The organism is Pedobacter ginsenosidimutans (assembly GCF_001442625.1).
In the GTDB taxonomy this organism is placed as follows: domain Bacteria; phylum Bacteroidota; class Bacteroidia; order Sphingobacteriales; family Sphingobacteriaceae; genus Pedobacter; species Pedobacter ginsenosidimutans.
The window spans coordinates 67,779-88,025 of sequence record NZ_LMZQ01000001.1 but is presented as its reverse complement, the minus strand read 5'-3'; the positions used below and the strand labels follow the sequence as shown (position 1 = coordinate 88,025).

Annotated in this window: 16 protein-coding genes; 3 read left to right on the top strand and 13 right to left on the bottom strand. The window is 36.4% G+C overall.

Translation table 11 applies throughout. From position 1 onward, the window contains the following. Positions 1-410 precede the first annotated feature (410 nt). From dndC to ASU31_RS00365, 3 genes are read left to right on the top strand one after another with little or no spacing between them, the layout of a single operon-like run. On the top strand, positions 411-1,715 hold the full coding sequence (gene dndC / locus ASU31_RS00375; RefSeq protein WP_057930418.1) for a DNA phosphorothioation system sulfurtransferase DndC: 1,305 nt from the start codon (positions 411-413) through the stop codon (positions 1,713-1,715). A gap of 1 nt (position 1,716) precedes the next feature. Beyond that, positions 1,717-3,855 carry an AAA family ATPase gene (locus tag ASU31_RS00370; RefSeq protein WP_167346138.1) on the top strand — a complete coding sequence of 713 codons (2,139 nt, stop codon included), beginning with the start codon at positions 1,717-1,719 and terminating at the stop codon, positions 3,853-3,855. After that, a complete protein-coding gene (locus ASU31_RS00365; RefSeq protein WP_057930416.1) occupies positions 3,848-4,225 on the top strand; it encodes a DndE family protein in 378 nt (125 codons plus the stop codon). Before ASU31_RS00370 ends, ASU31_RS00365 begins: the two co-directional genes overlap by 8 nt. Before the next feature lie 1,269 nt (positions 4,226-5,494). On the opposite strand, the gene ASU31_RS00355 is transcribed toward ASU31_RS00365, so the two are convergent. The 13 genes from ASU31_RS00355 to ASU31_RS00295 form a co-directional block, all read right to left on the bottom strand. Further along, on the bottom strand, positions 5,495-6,598 hold the full coding sequence (locus ASU31_RS00355) for a sensor histidine kinase (RefSeq protein ID WP_057930414.1): 1,104 nt from the start codon (positions 6,596-6,598) through the stop codon (positions 5,495-5,497). 251 nt (positions 6,599-6,849) lie between these two features. Then, positions 6,850-7,578 carry a LytR/AlgR family response regulator transcription factor gene (locus tag ASU31_RS00350; RefSeq protein ID WP_057930413.1) on the bottom strand — a complete coding sequence of 243 codons (729 nt, stop codon included), beginning with the start codon at positions 7,576-7,578 and terminating at the stop codon, positions 6,850-6,852. A 141-nt stretch (positions 7,579-7,719) separates the two neighbouring features. After that, positions 7,720-10,008, bottom strand: coding sequence for an outer membrane beta-barrel protein (locus ASU31_RS00345; RefSeq protein WP_057930412.1), 2,289 nt, complete (start codon positions 10,006-10,008; stop codon positions 7,720-7,722). Then, a complete protein-coding gene (locus ASU31_RS00340) occupies positions 9,995-10,573 on the bottom strand; it encodes a TlpA family protein disulfide reductase (protein WP_057930411.1) in 579 nt (192 codons plus the stop codon). Before ASU31_RS00340 ends, ASU31_RS00345 begins: the two co-directional genes overlap by 14 nt. After that, positions 10,563-11,624 (bottom strand): NHL repeat-containing protein, encoded by a 1,062-nt coding sequence (locus ASU31_RS00335; RefSeq protein ID WP_157257880.1) that lies wholly within the window; start codon positions 11,622-11,624, stop codon positions 10,563-10,565. The genes ASU31_RS00340 and ASU31_RS00335 overlap by 11 nt, the downstream gene beginning before the upstream one ends. Before the next feature lie 53 nt (positions 11,625-11,677). Continuing rightward, complete coding sequence (locus tag ASU31_RS00330; protein ID WP_057930409.1) at positions 11,678-11,869, bottom strand: hypothetical protein; 192 nt, start codon at positions 11,867-11,869, stop codon at positions 11,678-11,680. A gap of 580 nt (positions 11,870-12,449) precedes the next feature. Continuing rightward, the gene (locus ASU31_RS00325; protein WP_057930408.1) at positions 12,450-13,256 is read right to left on the bottom strand and encodes a hypothetical protein; all 807 of its coding nucleotides are present in this window, start codon (positions 13,254-13,256) and stop codon (positions 12,450-12,452) included. 35 nt (positions 13,257-13,291) lie between these two features. Then, the gene (locus tag ASU31_RS27970) at positions 13,292-13,426 is read right to left on the bottom strand and encodes a hypothetical protein (RefSeq protein ID WP_280739731.1); all 135 of its coding nucleotides are present in this window, start codon (positions 13,424-13,426) and stop codon (positions 13,292-13,294) included. 72 nt (positions 13,427-13,498) lie between these two features. Next, complete coding sequence (locus ASU31_RS00320) at positions 13,499-14,263, bottom strand: hypothetical protein (RefSeq protein WP_057930407.1); 765 nt, start codon at positions 14,261-14,263, stop codon at positions 13,499-13,501. Continuing rightward, on the bottom strand, positions 14,263-15,351 hold the full coding sequence (locus tag ASU31_RS00315) for a hypothetical protein (protein ID WP_057930406.1): 1,089 nt from the start codon (positions 15,349-15,351) through the stop codon (positions 14,263-14,265). The genes ASU31_RS00320 and ASU31_RS00315 overlap by 1 nt, the downstream gene beginning before the upstream one ends. Before the next feature lies 1 nt (position 15,352). After that, positions 15,353-17,545, bottom strand: a complete 2,193-nt coding sequence (locus ASU31_RS00310; protein WP_057930405.1) for a sensor histidine kinase — start codon at positions 17,543-17,545, stop codon at positions 15,353-15,355. Positions 17,546-17,651: 106 nt separating this feature from the next. After that, the gene (locus tag ASU31_RS00305) at positions 17,652-18,890 is read right to left on the bottom strand and encodes a DGQHR domain-containing protein (RefSeq protein WP_057930404.1); all 1,239 of its coding nucleotides are present in this window, start codon (positions 18,888-18,890) and stop codon (positions 17,652-17,654) included. 554 nt (positions 18,891-19,444) lie between these two features. After that, positions 19,445-19,678, bottom strand: a complete 234-nt coding sequence (locus ASU31_RS00295) for a helix-turn-helix transcriptional regulator (protein WP_057930402.1) — start codon at positions 19,676-19,678, stop codon at positions 19,445-19,447. Positions 19,679-20,247: the final 569 nt, after the last annotated feature.

Here is a 20,247-nt window from a genome sequence, read left to right as displayed (position 1 = left end):
CCATATCTATGAGTTTATACTCATCTGATGATAAATAGGAATTAAGATAGAATCAATTATTTCCATGTTAATTCATAGCTAAAATTTTAACGGAAACTTGAATTAACAACAGTTTATAAATATGGCTGTTATAAACTTAAGTAGGAGGGTTGATTCAATCTTGAAGAACAAAAGAGCATATTCCACATGTAAATGTAAATTTTGGGTAAATCAAAATATATATAACTTCTTCTATCTCAAAAGCATACATCTTGATAACTGTTAGCTTGTTGAAAACTCTGTGTTTATGCTGTTATTTTTAATAATATCTTTACCCTATCCTAAAAACTTATTAGGAAATAGTGAGTCAAATTGAAAGGCTTTGAGATTTAAATTTAGCAAATCTTAAGGCTTTTATAGTTTCTAAATATATGGCATTAGATATCAAATTTTTACAGCAGGAGGTTTTCGACCAATATATGGCTGATGATGATAATCGTCCATGGATAATCGGATTTAGCGGGGGGAAGGATTCTACCATGCTTTTGCAATTAGTTTGGGCAACAGTTTCTAAAATTGAGCCTATGCTCAGAAGCCGACGAATATATGTTGTCTGTAATGATACTCTTGTTGAGAATCCAAAAATTGCCCAGTTCATCCGAATTACCCTTAAAAATATTCAAGATGAGGCAGTAAAGCAATCCATGCCTATTACTGTTCATGAGACGACTCCGAAATTGGAAGAAAGTTTTTGGGTCAATCTAATTGGAAAAGGCTATCCCACACCAAATAATACATTCAGATGGTGTACTGAACGGTTGAAAATTAATCCAACAACTGAATTCATCAAAAGTAAAATAAGCGAGATTGGTGAAGTGATTATACTCTTGGGAACTCGAAGCGCTGAAAGTGTAAATCGGGCGAAGAGTATCAAAAAGCATGAAGTTAAGGGTGAACGTTTAAGAAAACATGTTTTGCCGAATGCATACGTTTTTGCATTAATTAAAGATGTTGAAACTAAAGAGGTTTGGGAATACTTGCTACAAAATAACCCAGGATGGGGTGGCTCGAATAGAGCGCTGGTCACCCTTTATAATAACGCCACGGGCGGCGACTGTCCCTTGGTCATAGATGACACCACCCCATCTTGTGGCAATAGCCGCTTTGGCTGCTGGGTTTGTACCGTCGTAAAAAAGGATAAATCTATGGCTGCGCTTATTGATAATGGTGAGGAGTGGATGGAGCCACTTGCTGACTTCAGAGACATGCTTCAGGATAACCGCAATAATAGAGAATGGAGAGATACAAAACGCCGTGGAAGTTACATTGAGAACCCTGATGGTTGGGGCCCATATTTAGAGGACAAAAGGGCTTATATGCTCAAAGTACTTTTGGAAGCTCAGAAGGAGGTTCAAAAAACAGAATCTGATTTAATTTTGATTAATTCACAGGAGCTGGTAGGTATCCAGGTTACCTGGCACAGGGATTCGCTGTTCAGGTTCAGTGTAGCTGATATTTATAATGAGGTTTACGGCACTAATCTTCAGGCTCAGGATTTTGAAGTTAAGGATGTCTTTGAAAAAGATACCCTCAGGGAAGTATTTGTTGACGAAACAGATTATAACCTTATTAATGAACTTTTAGAAGTTCAACAATCAAGATATATCATGGTAAACAATTATGGTTTACAACATGATCTTGAAAACCATTTGGAACATTACGTTAGAACAAAATAATATGTTCATAGAACAAATCATCATAAATAACTTTCGAGTTTACCAAGGCATCAACACGGTAAATTTTGCTATGGATGCTGATCAGAATATTACCGTTATAGCGGGTAATAATGGATTTGGTAAGACATCTTTCCTCACATCTTTAGTTTGGGGACTTTATGGTAAACTGATGAATGATGTGGATGAGCGCTATAGGCAAGATATCAATGAAGCGGGAGGCTATACCCGTTACTGCGAAAAATTGATGAATAGAATTGCCCATAGTGAAGCCATTACAAAAGTCGGTGAATTGAAGGCTGGTAGTGAAAAAAATACACTGACCGAAAATCAGCTTATCCATAAATTGATAAGTGATTTATCAAGTTTCAGCATAACGCTAAAGCTGTCCAATATAATGATTCCTTCTGTACCCTGTAAGCAAGTTGAGGTAACAAGGAGCTATAATGTAACAACACATAAAGAAAAATTAACGATTCTGATAGATGGTCGCGAGAATGAGTTGACCAAAAATGTTGGCCCCGAAATCTTTATCAATGATTTTATCCTGCCAAAGGAAATTGCCAAGTTTTTTTTCTTCGATGCCGAGAAAATTGTGTCTCTCGCAGACGTGAATACCGTTGAGGAAAAAAAATATCTAAGTCAGGCTTATGCTGAAGTGTTAGGGATAAAAAAATATACAGATCTTAAAGCGAGCTTAACGCAGATGAGATACCGCATAAGGGAGAAGTCAGCTAGCAAAAGTGATCGAAGTGCACTCGATAAATTGAACAGGCAGCTTGAACAAGCAAGGAAAATGATTGAGCATAAACGTAATCAGTTGGAAGGCATTGTCGAAAGCATTCAAATCAAGCGAACTACCTCAGATGTTCATCAGGAACAGCTCATTAGAGAAGGGAGTTCCATCACAATCGAAGAAATAAAAAGACTAAGGGAGCAGAAACATATTTTAGCTGATGATTTGAGCAAATTGAAAAGCCGGTTTAATGATATGTTGGAGCTTGCCCCTTTTGCAATGCTCGTGAGTAAAATGACATTGGTTAAAAAGCAACTTGAATTAGAAAGTAGTAACAGTGCTGCAGCTACGGCCCTGCTAAAAACAAAATTTGCTGCTATATCAAAATTAGTTACAGACAGTAATTTAGCCCTTGATAATGATAAAAAAGATTTTCTTTTATCATTAATTGAGCAAGAGTTAATTCCAAAAGATGCTGTTCAGGTCAAAGCATTATTAAGTTTTACACCTGATCAACAACAGAAGTTTTATGTAGCCTATGAAAACATAACAACAACATTTGGTAAATCTTTTAAGGTCTTAATTAATGATCAAAAACGTCTGCAAGGTGTTTTCAATAATGTGAACAGAAAGCTCCAAGATGGGGAAGCTAAAGGAAAAGATCCTGTTATTGCCTCGATCCGTAAAACGAAGGAGAAATTAGACGACGAAATCAAACTATTGCTCAACGAACAGGCTAGTTTGCATGCTGATGTTTATAAGTTGGAAAATGAAATCAATTCGCTTTCACGACAGACTTCGGAACTTAGCAAAAAAGTAATCTTGGAAGATGTAGATAAGGAAAAGGATGAAACGGCCGAGCGCCTCATTCAGAAATTGGATGTTTTCATTCAAAAATTGAAAAACAAAAAGAAAGGTTCATTAGAGAAGAATATCCAATATGAACTAAACAGACTTATGCATAAAAGTGACTTCGTAAGCCGTGTACATGTTCTAATCGAGGGGGATTTGATTGATATTGAATTGTATGACAATCAGAGTAGATTTATTGATAAAGAGCTTTTGTCAAAAGGTGAACAACAACTTTATGCAACAGCTTTATTAAAAGCACTAGTCGACGAGTCAAATGTTCGTTTTCCCGTGTTTATAGATAGTCCTTTACAAAAGTTCGATAAAAATCACTCGCATAACATAATTAAAGAGTTCTATCCAAATCTTTCAGCCCAAGTCGTACTTTTCCCTTTGTTGCAAAAGGAGCTAAATGAAGAAGAATATAGCTGGATGGTTGACCGTGTTGGGAAGGCCTACTTAATTAAACAAAATGATAAGTACAACTCTGGCTTTGAGCAGACGGAGCCAAACCTATTATTTACATGGTACCAACAAACTCAAAAAGCTTATGTTTAGTAATATCAGGACATCTTTAGCCAATAAGGAGATTATAACCAGCCTTACGAATAAACTCAACCTAGGTACCGAAAATATTATTTCCAGAATAGCTTTTGCTTATTCAGTATCTTCTGATAAACAGCTTGAACTTAAAGATATTAAAGACTCAAAAGGAAAAGAGTACAATGCAAAGGTTTTATTCGGAGAATATACCGATTATTATATCGCAATAATAGCGCTACAATATGGTATTTACGCGCATGATAAGGATATTGGTCGCTATGTTAAGATGCACGTGGATGATGGTCTGGAATTGCTGAACCAGGAATTTCAATCAAATCATAATACTACAGGCTTTGAATTTATAGCAAGTAAAATGCTAATTTAAAGTTGTTTTATCTCGTCCTTAAAATGCATCGGTATTTTACTACATGAAAAATTTATTGGGTATAGCAACGGAATAAATTTGGTTTGTATTTAAGAACTTTAAGTCAGATTTTAATGTGCAAAAATAGTCAAGTTGTATTGGATGGCTGAATATGTTCTTTAATAGGAGCCATCCATTCCGCGGAAATAGTTTTAAATTTAACTAAAAGCCTGTAAATGAAATGTTCACAGGTTTTTTCGTTTTCTGAAAACACCAAAATATTCATTTATTCGCAAGAGAAAGGTGGGCAATAAGAAAATTGGTTCTGGAACTGAATTTAAAGACGGTTATCAAATTGGCAGGTTGAAATTCTTTATCGAAAAAAGATTTGCAGAAATTAAAATCAAGGATGTAATAATCAAGATGAAATTAAAGTCAATGGTTTTTATGAGATAAACAAAAACATGTTGAGGAAAAGGCTCCTATAATTGATGATATTCCAATAGCCAATGAAAAAAAATAAAAGAGAAGCTTCGCGATCCGGTGTTAACTAGTTGTTTTGGTATCTACTACTTGCTCCACGAATCCGTTGTCAAATCCGATATTAAATAAAATACATTTGAGATATGTTTATCAACCTTTTTCTATTGTAAACATTTATACAGGAGACAAATTAGAGCAGATCCCTAGTTACGTGAAAAATAACCAACTTAAATTTCCTGTGTTTTTTGGGGCAAGAATACTAAGTTCTGAATTTAAGACCGTCGGTATACCTAACTTTTATCTTATTGACTTTGATGGCAAGGTCGCAGCAATCGTTAACCGATTTTATGGTAATATTGAAAAAGATTTAGTGAAAAAATAGATGCTCTTCTAAAACCAAATTAAGGCTTTTCCTGTAGGTAGGTTTACAAAATATAAGTTATTGACCCCATTCCTAGGGAAATAAATTTGAACTAAATCATTAATTATGATACAATTATAAATTTGGTGGAACAGGTCAATTAGACTGCATATGCTTAAATTCATCAGTTTTTCCGGTTAAAAGGATATTATTGATAAATGATGCTCATTATGTAAACATCTTTTTTTTTATGAAGGAATTTATCTGCATTTGATGAGTAGAAGTGATACTTATGGCTTTTGTTTAGTATTCTTTGTTTTCTGCTGTCAAACTGATATTGCTTCACCGCACACGAATGAAGTTTTTTTAAACTGCAGGCCAGTATGAAAGTTTGGCTCCAGTATAAAGATAAAGACCTGCGGCCTGTAATAATAACTCATCTAGCGCTAAACCGACCATACAGAATCAATTGCTGCCAGTGGCAGTTGTATATTGACTTCAAAGCAACCATCATCAGTTCCCTGATAATCAAAGGCAACATTGCTTCCATACGAATAAACAAGCCGCTCACGAATATTTTGAAGTCCCTTTCCTGAGGATGTATGTGCATTGGACCAATTAATCTTATTTCTGGTTTTGATGTAAAGGCTACTATCATCACTATAAACAGCAATTAAAGCTTTTGTATCCTCATCAAGAATATTACCATGCTTAAACATGTTTTCAGTGAGGGTCATCAATACAAGTGGAATAAATTTCATACCATAAACAGATTGTGAAAAATATATCTCGATATTTAGCCCGTAGTTTTGCCTCAGTTGATATAGACCAAGTAATTTTTCAACCTGTTCAATCTCTTTTCCCAATAGTATAAAAACCTCATCCTGATCAGCGTCAATAGCATACCTCATCATCTCCGAAAGGGAAATAATGGCATCTCCTGCTTCCTGGCTCAGCCCACGGACATGATGATGGATATAATCCAGTGTATTGAATAGAAAGTGAGGGTTTATCTGTGCCTTAAGAAACATATTTTGTGCACGCGAGAGCTGTTTCTTCATCTTTTCTTCAGCTATGATACCATTAAGCCTTAGATTTTCGGATTGTTCTGCTCGCTTTCTTGCATTAAGGTAACTCATCAATAGGTAGTAAGCAAGTGAGTAAATTAAAAAGTAGACTCCCCGGTACAACACTCTGGTCACATATTTCTGCTCAATTTGCAGCTTAGTTTTGTCGTGGATAAATCGAAGCTTTATTAAAATGAAATCAGAAGAAAAGTTCAATATGATGAATGAAAGCATGCCAAAGGCCACCACACCGAGCAGACGCCAGATGGCATAACTTTTTTTCTCAAAAGCCCATGGAAACAACTTGTTACCAAATGTGTAGAAGAAAATGATGTTGATTGAATAGTGAATAAAATAGGTCAACGGATGCGCCCACAACCCGAATGCCAGACCCGCTACAACCGTTTCATAAGAGATGAAAACGCTCCAGGCGAGTATGTGGATTAGGTTTAAATGAAACCATTTGGGTAAAAACTTTTTCATATAGCTGAACACTTGTATATCAACATATGGCCTTTGTGTATAACATAATTTAGTTCACCGCTTAACCTTGCTAAGTTCCATAAAAACAACAATCATGGGACAAAAAAAAATTATTAACTCTCGCAAAACAGTATTCATTTTCAGATCGCTTAAATCTAAAAAAATTGAAGGAACAACAGAACCGACTACGGCAACTAGCATGACTGTCACAACGTCCAATTAAGTTCAAAGACACTTTAGGATGCAGGTTGTTACCTGCGTCCTACTTTCAAAAGGTATTTTTCGATAAAATTATTGAAGTCCTTCTTGTAATAATCGCCGACACTTATTGAAAGGCCATTACTCATCTTTATTGTATTTCCGCTAATCTGGGAAATATGGGTCCTGTTTAAAATAAAACTCCGCTGAAACTGGATAAAATTTTTCCTCTTTTCCAGTCTTCTCGCCATTTCTCCAAGTGACATATAGGTCAGTATATTCTTTTCCAGTGTATGTATCCTGATGTAGTTTAGCTTACTCTCTATCGCAATGATATCCTGATAATTTATTCTCACCAGGCTGTAATTATCCTCTTTGCTTTTCGCAAAGAAAAAATCTTCATCTACCACCGTTTCACGCAGTGAGCTATTTGGAAAGAGTTTGTTCATCAAAGTGAGGAAGTTCGACAGGCTGTAAGGTTTTAAAAGGTAACCATTTGCCTCAGCCTGAAAGGCTTCATAACCATATTTGCTGTGTGCGGTTGTAAATACCAGTTTATCGGTATACTGCCTGATGGCACTGGACAATTCAATCCCGGATATTCCTGGCATATCCACGTCCATCAGAATAAGGTCAATGGACGGAAAACCAGCGATGGCTTTCAGTGCTTCAATAGAACTCGTGTAAGTCTGCAGAACAGAAATTTCAGGTATATTGGAAATAAACTCTTTTAAGCCTTCGATTGCATGGGCCTCATCATCTATTATCACACAATTGTACATAGCGCGTCAATGTAAAGCACTAATATATACAATCATCGACAAATCTTAAGCAAATCAAATGTGGAATATTTTATATTCAACAGTGTTTCTACATTTGTCATTTATGCAACAGCGGACTAGACCTGGACTTATGCAAAAGTATCAGGGTATCTTAAGGTCATCATTTTCTGCCCGTTTTCCTTTCTGGGAGCGGTTGCTCATGGCTTTTGAAACATTACCTAACTCATAACTCAATGAGAGGTTTAGATAACGGACTTGAGTGATATTAGCAGCGGAATAGCTTCCTGAAGATGTGTCAAAAATACTTTTCACCTGTTGCTTTCCAAGAAATGGCTGGTAAAGGGTTGCTTTGCAGGAGAATCTTTCATGAAAGAATGCTCGGGAAACTGAAAGCTGTGAATCATAATATGCGCCGTAATATCCCTGTGGAGTGATGACCCTGGAATAGTTGAAGAAACGGAGTTGAGTATTGCAGCCGATAAACCCGTTGTAAGTTAATGTTGTGAATATCTTATATATCAATCCTCTGTTGCTGAGGTCATTATCCTGACTTTTCCATTGCTGGAGGCCAATATCCCCATTTAACCTTAAAGATATTTTTTTAGTGATGGGATAACTGTAAAAAACCGAAGTCCCTAACTGGTAGAAGGTTGCCCTGTTAGAGTATGTGGTCAGCACACCTTCATTTGTTAACATCTTCTCCTCTATGATACTAGCCGGGATGTGCGTAAAATAGATGCTGGCACTGGCGGGCTTTTTAAGTAGAAGCCCATTCACCATTGTTTTATAGTTGTAAATCATTTCGGGAGAGAGTTCCTGATTTCCAACAAGAATATTCTGGGGCAGGGAAACGAGTATAGCGGGTGCGATGTATTTTAGACCTGGGCGTTTGACCTGCTGATTAAAGCTAAAGGAAATATTGGTGCTTTTTCCGGCAAGAAAAGAATAATTACCCTGAAAAAGCAGGTTATAGTACTTATTGCTGCTTACAACATTTTCAAATGCAGCCGCATCGGATATCAGGCCCAAAGTAATCCGGTGTTTCTTTGTGATATCATAGGCCGCAGATCCATAAAGACGAAATATATCCTGGCTGTAACCAGCGATGGGTACTGTCCCGCTCCGGTCAATGTTGCGGCGTATTAGTTTTGTCCCCAGATCAATTTTCCACTTTTCTTTTGGTATGATATAATCCGCCTGGACGGTATATTCATTTCCGGTGGAACCGGCATACCTATCGGTGCGCTCAAACGACTGCTGCTGGCTATCATTTGCCAACTTAAGCGCAAGGGAGAAAATATGTTTATTCCTACCAACCCTTTCATAATCCCCCTCGAGATTATAGAAGGACTGCAGGTTTTTAAAGACCAGGTCACCAGATGTTACATTGCCGCGTGCCTGAATAAACTCACTATCGGAGTTCAGACCAAAACGACTAAAATTTACTCTTACAGAGCTTGCTGGGCTTATATTATAAGTTGCATTGATATCAGTCAGCAAGCTTGAATTTCTCTGTCTGCTGGATGTGGTGAGACTGGAGATGAAGGAATTGTCTAAATTATAAATTTGCTGAATACTTTCCCCATCCACAAACTGCCCGGAATTATCTCTGTTCAGTGTTGCCACTATATATAATTTATCCAGTCTAGACATCACAAAACCGCCATATGTATAACCCAACCTGGAGCTTATACCAGTGTTGAGACCGGCAAAAATTCCCTTCGGCAGTTTTTTATCTGAGGTCAAGTTTATGATTGTGGTTACCCCTTCCTGCTGATAGCGGATATCGGGGCTGGTATTGACCTCTACTTTTGAAAAAGAGCCTGCGGGAAGCGATTTTAAAAAAGCAACGTAAGAGGAAGAAGACCCCACTTCTTTGCCATCAAGGAAAAGTTTCAAGTTTGATCTTCCTGAAGCCACGAGCTGGTTTCCGGCAACTTCAATGAGCGGCACTTTCTGTATCATGTCTAAGGCGGAAATGCCTTTGTTTGAACTGTCCAAAGCGACACTGTAGGTTATTTTATTCAGTCCATAGCTGACCACATTTTTCTTTGCTGAGATGGCCACTTCTTTAAGTTCATGCATCCGCGGAAGTAAAAGCAATCGGCCAAGGGTTAAGCTGTCCGCATCTGTAGGATTTATAATAATTGTTTTTTTTTGGTAGCTGAGGTGCACCACTTCCATCCTACAGGAACTTACTAAGCGGATATAAAATTTAAACCTTCCAGATTCCCGAGAAATATCGTTTTTCATTTTACGCCCCTGCTGGTCATAAACTGCTATCGAAGCATCTTCGATGCCTTTCCCGGTCAATGAATCCACTGCAATGCCGGTCACACAAAAAATATGCTCTCCATTCACCTGTCCCATAGCAGGAATACAGCGGATCAGGATAAAAAAAATCAAAAATGTAAATTTATCTTTGAACATACCAGCTTAAAAATCCTGCGAATATATTTTGATCTTCCTGATTTTCCCTTACGTAATCCACCCACTTGATTTTCCCCTCGCTGTCCACCAGCACCTTGGCAGGTACAGCAGCAGGTTGGAGAAATGCGCCGACGAAAGCCAGCGAATCCTGATATACCGGAATATTCAGCTTGGCATTACGGATATAAGTTTCCAATTCCTTTTGGTCTTTCATGCTACTGATTCCAATAACGGGCGTGTCCCGATCAGACTTAAGGCTATTGTAAAGGGTAAATTCGCCCAGGCAGGAACCGCAGGAAGTCGGTTCAAATATCACCAGCAGGGTGTAAGGGTTTTTCCTGAGCTCCTCAGCGAGATTAGGTTTTAGTGAACTTCCGTTTACGGGGTTCAAGCGAACCGTTGACGGAAGTTGGCTTTTTCCGAGGTTGATCGCCATCTTCTGGTCGTTGGTGAGTATCTTGTAATTTCCGGAGAGTTTGGTAAAACTATAAGTCTTATAGGCATACCAGCTTGTTGAAATGGCCAGCATGATTACAATTGCGATGAGGAAGGATTTAAGAGACATTTTTAATTTTTAAAGTTTTATAACGTTTGATTTGAAAAGTTCCGCTAGGGGTGCAGTTCAGGAATAAGGCTCTGTTTGCTGACAACTGAAACAAATCTTCATTGCCAGTATCAACCCCTTGGAGCAGTGGTTCTCCTGCTCTATTGAGCAAATCGAGCATGAAACGCCTTTTGAGATAATAGTTTTCGGGCGGATGGGCTGCTGTTGGCATGCCATGTTTCACAAAAAGTCTTTCTCCATCACCATAAATACCAAATTGCTTGCTTAACTCATTATCAACCTCTGCATAGTCGTTTTTAATGGATTGGAGATGAGTTAATACATCGGATGTGTAAAGGTCGCTTACATAATTATTTGAAAATAGCGGTTTTCCTTTCAAGTCATTTGCGGTAAGGTTATAGTCCATTGATTCTACAGAAAATATCCTGTCGTGATCAAGATAGATAAAAGGGTAGTTCAGTATTGGCGAAAAGTGGGGCAGACCTTCGAAATCCGTTTTGCTCTTCCTAAACGAACGGATGTGCGCACCATTAGTCGTGTAGGCATGAACGTATTCACCTGTTTCTTTATCGCAGCCACCCATAAAAATTGTTCCATTACCTACTGCCAAGCTTATTGGACTGATGTGGTGCCCCGATATGATAAAACTGTTCACATATTGAAATTTATCATTGAGGATGATGATCCTACGGTATTTGTTGTCCGAAACATAAATAAACCCTTTCTCATCTAAGGTAACGGCTAAAGGATAACCTACCTTATGTTTCTTGAAAGCTGGTATTTCATTGGAAATAATATCCCGCTGGTAGCGTCCGGTGCTGTCGAAAAGGAGCACTTTTCCTGCATTGTAATTGCAGACAATAATCTCATTGTTTTTTGTCACTGTTATGCCCATAACCTCTTTTAAATCGGTACCGGTCAGGGCTATACTATCGATTAAACTGAATAGTTCCGTTTTGTCTTTTTTCGGTCCACTTAGTTTAATATTATTTTGGCCGCAACCTGTCACGATAAGCAGGGCGAGAAAAAAAGCGAAATTTAAATACTTCATATAGCTGGTCAGAATTAAAGGTAATTGCCATACGGCAATTACCTCATGATTTTTTAGGAACCGCAGTAACACTCTTTAGTATCATCCGGACAGTGGCAAACGTAAGTGCCCTGGTAAGAACCTTTGATACCTTTTGTTAAGCCTGCTTCTGCTTCAATTTTTTCTTCAGCATTTGCTCTTGCGATGTTTACTCCAACGGCAACATTAGCCACGAGCACAACAGCTAGGATTAAAATTTTTTTCATAATTTTTGTTTTTTGTTTGCGTGATGCTGGTCTTTTCTTTGAGATGGCTGGCCGGCTTTCCCATCATTAGACAACCGCGTATTGTTTAAACTAAAACTATCAATTTTGATGATTCCATTCCAATCCATAGGACAAAACCCATTCTTGATGATACAGAAAGTGGGCATGCTGGGAAAAAGTTTAGCTGTTAGGTGTGCATAAACCAGTGTCAATTGACGGCCTTCTCCACAAAAGTATTTTTCTCTTAACACCTTGTTTATTAATAAGCTTAAAAATAATTAAAAATTGGTGCAACGGGGTCAAGTTACATGGTCTGTCCAGACCAAGTAAAGAACAGTTTTAAGCAATAAGGATGGTTTTTCATATCCTATTGCTTTAATTCGGTATGAGCTAAAGAATGGCAAGTTTGCTTCATGGAAAGAACTGAAAGCTGCTTTTTGATTACCAGCGAAATTTTGCGAAAAAAAAGGAAGGGTCTTAACTAGTCGTGGTCGGAAGATTTTTCTTCCGACCATGACTACATAGAGATGGTTCCTTTAGTATTTTCCGCCAACAAATATATAAACCTAAAACTTTTCATCTAATCATAATATCTAAATATACTTTCAATAGATTTCAGATAATTTGGCAGCTTTCTTTTACCCTTATTAGTATAAAGAAAATATATTATAATGAAACCCCTATCTTTCTTCTGGAGGACTAGCGCTCCCAAATTGCTGTAAATTTCATCATAGACATCTTCGCCTTCAAGCTTGATCGGTACTAGAATTGCAGTGTCTGCGTTGAATTTAGTCTTAGCTGAGGCTTCCGTATAATAAGTTACATAATTTTTCCATGATTTTCCATGTTCTTCTCCTAAAGATGTCTTAATTATGCGTCTTAATTGATTAATGTGCTGTCTGTTAGTGTTATATAGGTTGTTCTTCGGCATCATCTTCTGCATAAACACCGAGTCTTCTTTGCTAAAAATCTTGAAAATTGAGATTAATGTCAAGAACTGGCGGTCATTTGAAATAAGTTGATTGCCTACACAAGTAAGAATTGTTTCAAGCTTTGGTTTATCTTTAAAACATTCAATACCTAATTTCTCACTAAAACCAGGCGGCTTTTCATATTGAATCCTCATTCTTCTAAGTATATCAGAATGATAGTGACTCATCCAAATATCATTAGATTGAGAAAAGGATACTAATGAAAGAAGCAAAAGTGAATAAAGAAGATATATTTTTTTATCATCGTTACTATTAATAATAAGGAAATGTCGACCTATTAATTTGTAAGTAAGCCATACAGCAGCGAATGTCATCATAACCATATCTCCTTTTGAAAGGATCCTAGAACTTGTGAGCGATAAACCAGCCAAACCTTCCAAAGATGAGACAGCCATACTTCCGAAAGTGCCTATCTATGCAACATCATTTTTTAGGCCACCCTTCCAGGTGTATAGCCAAGTTGATAAGCTTTATTGTAATAATAATGATCATAATCGTACACATTCCCATCAAGATAATTGAAAACATTAAATACACAATCATTACTAATAGAACTAGTTAGCATATTGCTTCAATGGAGAAAACCATGTGTTTTACAAATAATTAGATTCTTGCATTCCATATTTATGTTTTACTGCTAAGCTACTTCAGGCGGATTATGGCCGATTACCCTTTGAACGAAATAATCATCGAAAGTATATCGCTTATTATCGATGTCAATGTTAGCACAGTAATTTTTTGTCAACGCTAAAGCAAAGGGAAACCAGATTTCTTTTTTTATATCTTCTACAAGTTTGATGTATGGTTCATGATCAAGTAACGGTAAGCTTTTTTTTGAAATGTAATGTCGAAAAACGAAATCTAATCCTAAAATTAATTCTAAAGGTGGATGCATAAGCCTCGGTGCCCTTATAATTAGTGATTTTCCGTAGACATCTTCTCCATCTACTTGCTTACTTTCCATGTAGTGACCACCATAAGTCATGTGATAAATTGGATGTAAATTCTCACCATCTCCTTCTTTTCTATCCATTATATGTCTATCGAGATGCCATGATGAATAGTGATTATCTTCACAATTTAATGTGATATTAAAATTGTCCAAGTTTAGGAATGGATCTTCAACGTGCGCATTGTTGAAGCGTTTAACAGCGATTTTATCATCTACAGATAGTGTAATTGTAATTTTCTCCACCCCCTTAGGCATTGTATGGCTAGGTTTTAGCTTTTTAGGTATCGTAAGCCTAAATTTAGTAAATTCATAAGAAAAGGTATTTTTATCCTCTTGAATTGTTTTGCCTATCTCTTTTAGTTGATCCATTCTGAAATCAAATACGGATAATTCTTTCTTAAATGTGTTCAAGATAGATACATATTGGTTGAAAAGCGTTTTAAAGTTCATTAGTTTTCTCTGTCTAGTTCATCAAAAGTTTCTCTCTCGTTGGGGCCAAGTAATGCATAAGCAGCATCAGTTTCTCGCACATCAGATAACAAATATCCCAATGATATGTAATTAGGGTCTTGCCATGCGTATCTCGGCATTTCAATAGTTCTAAGACCGTCAATTGCATCTAAAGGCGTGTTTGAGAGCCTGCATTTATACCAAAATGTGGTGTAATGCTGATGTTTGGGAAGGGCGATAGAGATGAGATGCATATCATATTGTTTCGATAAGCGTTCTACTCGGTCTTCCGCTGATGTGATTGAAAGGCTTTTGCCAAACGTCTGAGTCCACCAATTATTGATTTCGAACTGCCACCAGCGCGGATAGCTCTCATGCAATACTCCAACATATTTAAAATCAGCTAAGAACTTTTCTTTGAAATTTTCCCAATCTTTTGATGCAGCTTTGTCTATTCCTAAGCGAATTGCTAACAGATCCTCGTCTATCAGTAGACCAGAATGCTGCATGAAGTAATTATTTAATAAATAAATTATTTCATGAGGAGTCTCCAAACATTGAAGTTCCGTATCTAGTATTTGGATATCACTATCTTGCTCTTTTTGTTTTTTAATTATTGATTCTGTCTCTCTATTTTCTCGAATTGCCGTATAAGCATTGGCAAATGAAATAAGCTCTAATTTTGTTTGTTCTGTATTTAAAGTTTTTTCTTTTTTATACTTTTTGTCGAACAAATCTTTACTAGTTCTGTCGAAGTATGAGATGTAAAAATCTTCTGTACTACACAAAAAAATTGGAATGTCTCGTATAGAACCAGATTTTACGCCATTTCTTATACTTTGAGCAAGCTCAGCCCCAGAATATTTAACTTCACTGTCCTTATCATCAGAAAATTGTAATTTGAAGTCAAGTAGTAGACCGTCATAATCATTTAAGCCTCCATTATCGATTAAAGAATATTTCTGCTTGTTCCAGGTTTGAGGCTGTTCGATTTTAAATTCTATTGTTTCTTTGTCATTTAAATTGGTAATAAGTCCTGCAGAAGTTTTTTCTGCCTCATCATCAATATATAGGAATTTTAGAGCCATGTTATTTTAAATTTTCTTTGTTCCCTAATGGGAGTGTTATTATAAAAGCGGTTTTGTAATTTGGGTCTGCCGTTCCAATATTAATTGAACCGGACCTGTTTCTGATAATTTGGTTAAGTATGTAGAGACCTAGACCAGTACTTGTACCAAAATCTTCTTTTCTCTCAGAAGAAGTAGTAAAAAATGCATCGAAAATTCTATCCTTATGCTTGGCAGAAATACCAATACCATTATCCTGAACTTCTAGAATTATGGTATTAAGCTCGATATTCTTATGAACTTTAATTAGTATTTTTCCTTTTTGTCCTGTTGTTTTTAAAATTGCCTTTTTCGCGTTACTATATAGGTTTTGCAAAATAGTGTTTACCTCAGAAGGGTGCATTGAATCTATCAACAAATCTTTCCCCACAAGCGAAAGATTTAATTCTATGTGTCTTCTTTTTAAATCATTTTCAATAATTTCTTCGAAAACTGTTAGCGACTTCCTCAGATTTATGGTTTGAAGTTCTCTAACAATGTTTTTAGAAATTGTTTCATCGAAATATGAAGTATAAGCTAGTAACGAGCCTAATGCGTCATTGATATTCTCTAAATTTCCGGTTACAGATGCATCGAGATTATGTTTCAAGGTATCTTCAATATAACCAAGTGTAGACGGTACTATCTGCTTTATCTCATGAATAAATTCTGCTATGGTGAGACCAACGCCTGCCAGTACTCGCATCATTTCAAGCTCATTGATTGCTGACTTCGTAGTTTTTACAAAAACCTTTGTAGATGTTTCCAGCTTAATTGCAGCCTCACGTTTTTCATCTTCTGTAGCTTCTGGATTTGTTAGAGTTTTGGTGGCATCTTTAATATCTTGGATACTTTTATCTACGACATTTGATGTTGGTGTAGGTGCTCGCTCTGGATTAAGCAGTAGATACTCATCTGTTTTTCTAAACCATGAAATGAAGTTTAAAAATCCATTTTCTATCGCCGTAGCTACAAATTTTTGAAGTTCTCTAAATGCTTCCTTTTCAATTAAACCCTCCCTGCCTGCTGATTCCTCAAATATCTTACCATGCGGGTCAGTTAGTTGTACAAAACCTAAAAGATGATTATTTCCAAATGGAATACCATTACCAATCCTGGATCTAGTCTCAAGTGCTAGCCAATCATTACCCATTTCACCATATTTGGGTACTCTAAAACCATTACGGTATAACTTTATCCCACCATTTTTCTTCAGATGCTCAGTTATGATTTTTAATTCTGATTTAGTAATTCCATAATAACTATTTCGATCGCCTCCAATATAATAATAAGCTTTGAATGCAACTGAAGCGCCTTTCAGCTCAGGATATGGTCTTATGGATGTATTTATGGAATCTTCCAATACTTTTGATTCTCCACTTACCTTGAATTCTTTTGTTATAAGGTTTACTACTCCTTTACCATCGGGATCTATAAAACCTGTGATAGTTGCTAAAGCGCGGTCGAGCATCATTACTCCAGGATCTGCTACTGGAGTCCAGTTTGTCTCATCATTTTCTTTTCGTAGAAAATTAACTTCAAAACTTTCTGTTTTACTCTCCTCGACTATATTTTTGTTATTTTGGACTGATAAGTAGCTAGGTTGAATTAAATCCGCGACATATCTATACACTCGCTTGATATCAGCATCACTCCATTTCTCCCGGAGTGTATTAATGCTTAAAGTTGTCCCAATTTCTGCAACTATATCATCTTTGGTGGTAAGATTGTTTTCTACTGAGCCCAGTAGGATATCTGGAGCATATTTATTCCAGTTAATATCGAGTTCCAGTGCATCCGAATGATCTGCTTTTGTATTTATAATCAAATGTTCCCCTAATCTTTGAGTAGAAAAACGCCCGATACCTTTTCGGCCAGCTTTTGGTCTTAAATACTTATCAGAAACCGAGTTGTGTATTTTGTCGGATGTAGCCAGTCTCATAAAACCATCAATTAACTGGGCTTTGGTCATTCCACTTCCATCATCCTGTATTTTTAATTTGCCACCTGGAAGATGGGCATCTTCAAAATATAAGTTTACAACATTGGCGTCTGCGTCATAGGCATTCTTAATAAGCTCGGCAACGGCTGTTTCAGATTTTGCAACGAGCTCAAGGCCAAGACGATTTATTATACCCGCATCTACCGTGAAGGCTATTTTTTCGATATTACTCATTGATTCGCGTTAATGGTATTTTGCTTTTTGAAATTTACAATAATAATTGGACTGGCCGAAACAATATACTTCAAAGTAAATTTGGAATGACATTTTATCTTAAATTTTAATTTTCTGGTGATTTTTTTTTAAAATCATTGATTTTGTTTAAATCATTTTCCGTTAAGATATCCTGGTTAATAATTTCCATAGTTAAAAGGATAGCATTTCTTATGTCCTTCCTACCAATGCCAGATGCTTGTACCGCAGAGCTGCTAAAATCATAGATCTGTGCTGTCTCTAATAAAGATTTAAAGTCATTTTGTTCAGTTAGAATGTTAATTTGAAGTATTCTTTTCAGCACATCGAATAATGCTTGTACACCAACAGTTTTAAAAATATATGATTTAGGGTCATAAGTTTTCCATAGAGTTTCCTTTATCGCAGATAAATAGTTAAAAATGATTTTGAAAATGTAGTCATCATCTCTGTCTAAGTATTGTATTCTAAGGGGAGATTTATCTCTTATATTTGATACCATACTTCTTGAACGTTTGCCCCAAATGTTTTCTTGAGCCATCTCTACTCTATCACGCTTTGCATTTGAAGTTATTAAGCCTAAAATTCCATCAACAATCGTGGCAGTCGATATAGACCAATCTTTTTGGCTACTAAAAACCTCTTTTTTTAATGAAGTTGAAATTTTAGGCGCAATTTTGATATGCCCCTTTATTGGGCTTTCTTTGAAATTTAAGGTGCGAGTGAAGTAAACAGCTAGCTTTTCAGGAGTCCAGGTTTGTTGAGGCTCATCTTCAACGTTGAAGCCGAACTGTTCAAGTGCAAGACTCTTGTCAACTCGTTTCTGGTTGCCATTTATTGTAGCGAATAGAAAGGCTTGATACGAATTTGGAAGATCGAAAAATATAGCACATGGGAGTTCTATGTCTAGCTTAGACTGATCTTTTAAATATTTTTCACCGAAGCCCATCAACCTATGTTGACCATCAACTATTGCTGCTAACTTCTTATCGGTAGGTATAGCGATTTTGTATAAATTACTGTCAATACTATCAATATCCCATCTCTCTGCCTCATCATCAACTAGCTCGCCTGCTTCAGAATAATTTGCTGCCAAAATTATCGAATTAGGGAAAGACATTTCAACTGAGCTTATATACGTTCCAATTTCTTTAAGTCTTTTCTCGTCGATTTTACGTTGATTCCCTTTTAGTTTCCCATTTTCATCGGTATATTCAAGCTTTTCCGAAAAGGTAAATTTTAATAAATCCCCCGCCCTTATTGATGTAATGTAGAAATCGCTCAATTCCTGGTGAACTCGTATTGCATATATTTCTAAATAATTCATAGCATTGACCCCCCAATAGATGAAAAGTTATCCTCTTTATTAGATCCGAATTTTACGAATAGCCAGTATATCCAAGTAATTATTGCCACGCTGAAGGAAAATTTTATAGCAGCTACATATCTCATCTTTCTTAAGTCTTTTAACGTGTGATATACTAATATTGAAGTTAAAATCAGCAAAATCAATGTAACGAAGAACTCAATGATATTATTATGGTATTTACTAGTCTTTGAAATTAATAGTAAAATTCTGTCAATAATTGCAACCAAAAAAATGCTCAAGGAGTATGTAAGAATGTTTCCTGCTATCGCTGAGTATGTTTCATTTGAAATATGATCCAAATTGTAATCATCTAGCATTATTGGTAACCAGACCCCTACTGAACTTAGGAATATAATAGTTATCACAAAATACATTATGGTGATGAGTATACTTTTAGTTTTATTGTTCATTGATCTTATAATTATCATTTAACAATATTCTTTTTTTATAAAAGTTGATTTTGATAATGACAACAGGATTAACATTTACAACTCTACGTTTCAATTGCACAGTTACTTCTTGCTTTCAAATTTTTTGACCTTACTCTCACTCCAATCGCTTGGATGCAGCAACTCCCTAATATCCACTCTTAAAAACTCGGCTATTTTATTTAATGTTGTTACAGTTGGTTGATGCTTATTATTTACCCATCTGGAAACTGTTTCCTTTTCTATTTTCAGAAACTGAACTAAGTCTTTATTACCTGCACCTTTTTCTTTCAAAACCTCCGCAATCCGATTTATCATAAATATTTTAAAATATTAGTTGATATTTAGTGTCAACTTTAGTATATTTGTTATCAGTTATTTATAGCGACAAATAGAGTTGGGGTGACCTGGCTTTAACGATGTCACTCATGGATGAAAACCGTCAAACTTTCACATGAGCCGATCGTGAGTTCGCCGGATCTATTGGATTTTGTTATCTTCGTGATATCTTATTCAATAGGGCGGACTTCATGCTAGTCTTTTGTGAAACCTAAGCTTGCTTAGGCGGTTCTTGACGGTACCTCATCCAGAAGCTTATGGAGTTCGCCCTATTGGTTTTGCCAATCTGGTTCTTCATCTGCTTTTATTGAGTCCACATCGTTTTACATAAAATTAAATGTTTATGAAAACGAAAAAATTAACCGCCATCAAATTAATCCACTTCCTGGAATTGGGTTTCGATCATTCCCTCAAATTCTTTTTAAAGAACATTATTTGTTCCCCATCGTAATGCGGGCTAGAAATTCCAAGTAAAATATAGCCCAAAAGAGCAAAGGCTAGTGTGAAGAGAGCGCACAGAGTCCTAGCGGGTTAATTTAGCTTGGTAC

Bases quoted from the DNA above. Each gene is read 5' to 3' on its own strand.
- dndC (WP_057930418.1), top strand. From the start codon at position 411: ATGGCATTAGATATCAAATTTTTACAGCAGGAGGTTTTCGACCAATAT.
- ASU31_RS00370 (WP_167346138.1), top strand. From the start codon at position 1,717: ATGTTCATAGAACAAATCATCATAAATAACTTTCGAGTTTACCAAGGC.
- ASU31_RS00365 (WP_057930416.1), top strand. From the start codon at position 3,848: ATGTTTAGTAATATCAGGACATCTTTAGCCAATAAGGAGATTATAACC.
- ASU31_RS00355 (WP_057930414.1), bottom strand. From the start codon at position 6,598: ATGAAAAAGTTTTTACCCAAATGGTTTCATTTAAACCTAATCCACATA.
- ASU31_RS00350 (WP_057930413.1), bottom strand. From the start codon at position 7,578: ATGTACAATTGTGTGATAATAGATGATGAGGCCCATGCAATCGAAGGC.
- ASU31_RS00345 (WP_057930412.1), bottom strand. From the start codon at position 10,008: ATGTTCAAAGATAAATTTACATTTTTGATTTTTTTTATCCTGATCCGC.
- ASU31_RS00340 (WP_057930411.1), bottom strand. From the start codon at position 10,573: ATGTCTCTTAAATCCTTCCTCATCGCAATTGTAATCATGCTGGCCATT.
- ASU31_RS00335 (WP_157257880.1), bottom strand. From the start codon at position 11,624: ATGAAGTATTTAAATTTCGCTTTTTTTCTCGCCCTGCTTATCGTGACA.
- ASU31_RS00330 (WP_057930409.1), bottom strand. From the start codon at position 11,869: ATGAAAAAAATTTTAATCCTAGCTGTTGTGCTCGTGGCTAATGTTGCC.
- ASU31_RS00325 (WP_057930408.1), bottom strand. From the start codon at position 13,256: ATGGCTGTCTCATCTTTGGAAGGTTTGGCTGGTTTATCGCTCACAAGT.
- ASU31_RS27970 (WP_280739731.1), bottom strand. From the start codon at position 13,426: ATGCTAACTAGTTCTATTAGTAATGATTGTGTATTTAATGTTTTCAAT.
- ASU31_RS00320 (WP_057930407.1), bottom strand. From the start codon at position 14,263: ATGAACTTTAAAACGCTTTTCAACCAATATGTATCTATCTTGAACACA.
- ASU31_RS00315 (WP_057930406.1), bottom strand. From the start codon at position 15,351: ATGGCTCTAAAATTCCTATATATTGATGATGAGGCAGAAAAAACTTCT.
- ASU31_RS00310 (WP_057930405.1), bottom strand. From the start codon at position 17,545: ATGAGTAATATCGAAAAAATAGCCTTCACGGTAGATGCGGGTATAATA.
- ASU31_RS00305 (WP_057930404.1), bottom strand. From the start codon at position 18,890: ATGAATTATTTAGAAATATATGCAATACGAGTTCACCAGGAATTGAGC.
- ASU31_RS00295 (WP_057930402.1), bottom strand. From the start codon at position 19,678: ATGATAAATCGGATTGCGGAGGTTTTGAAAGAAAAAGGTGCAGGTAAT.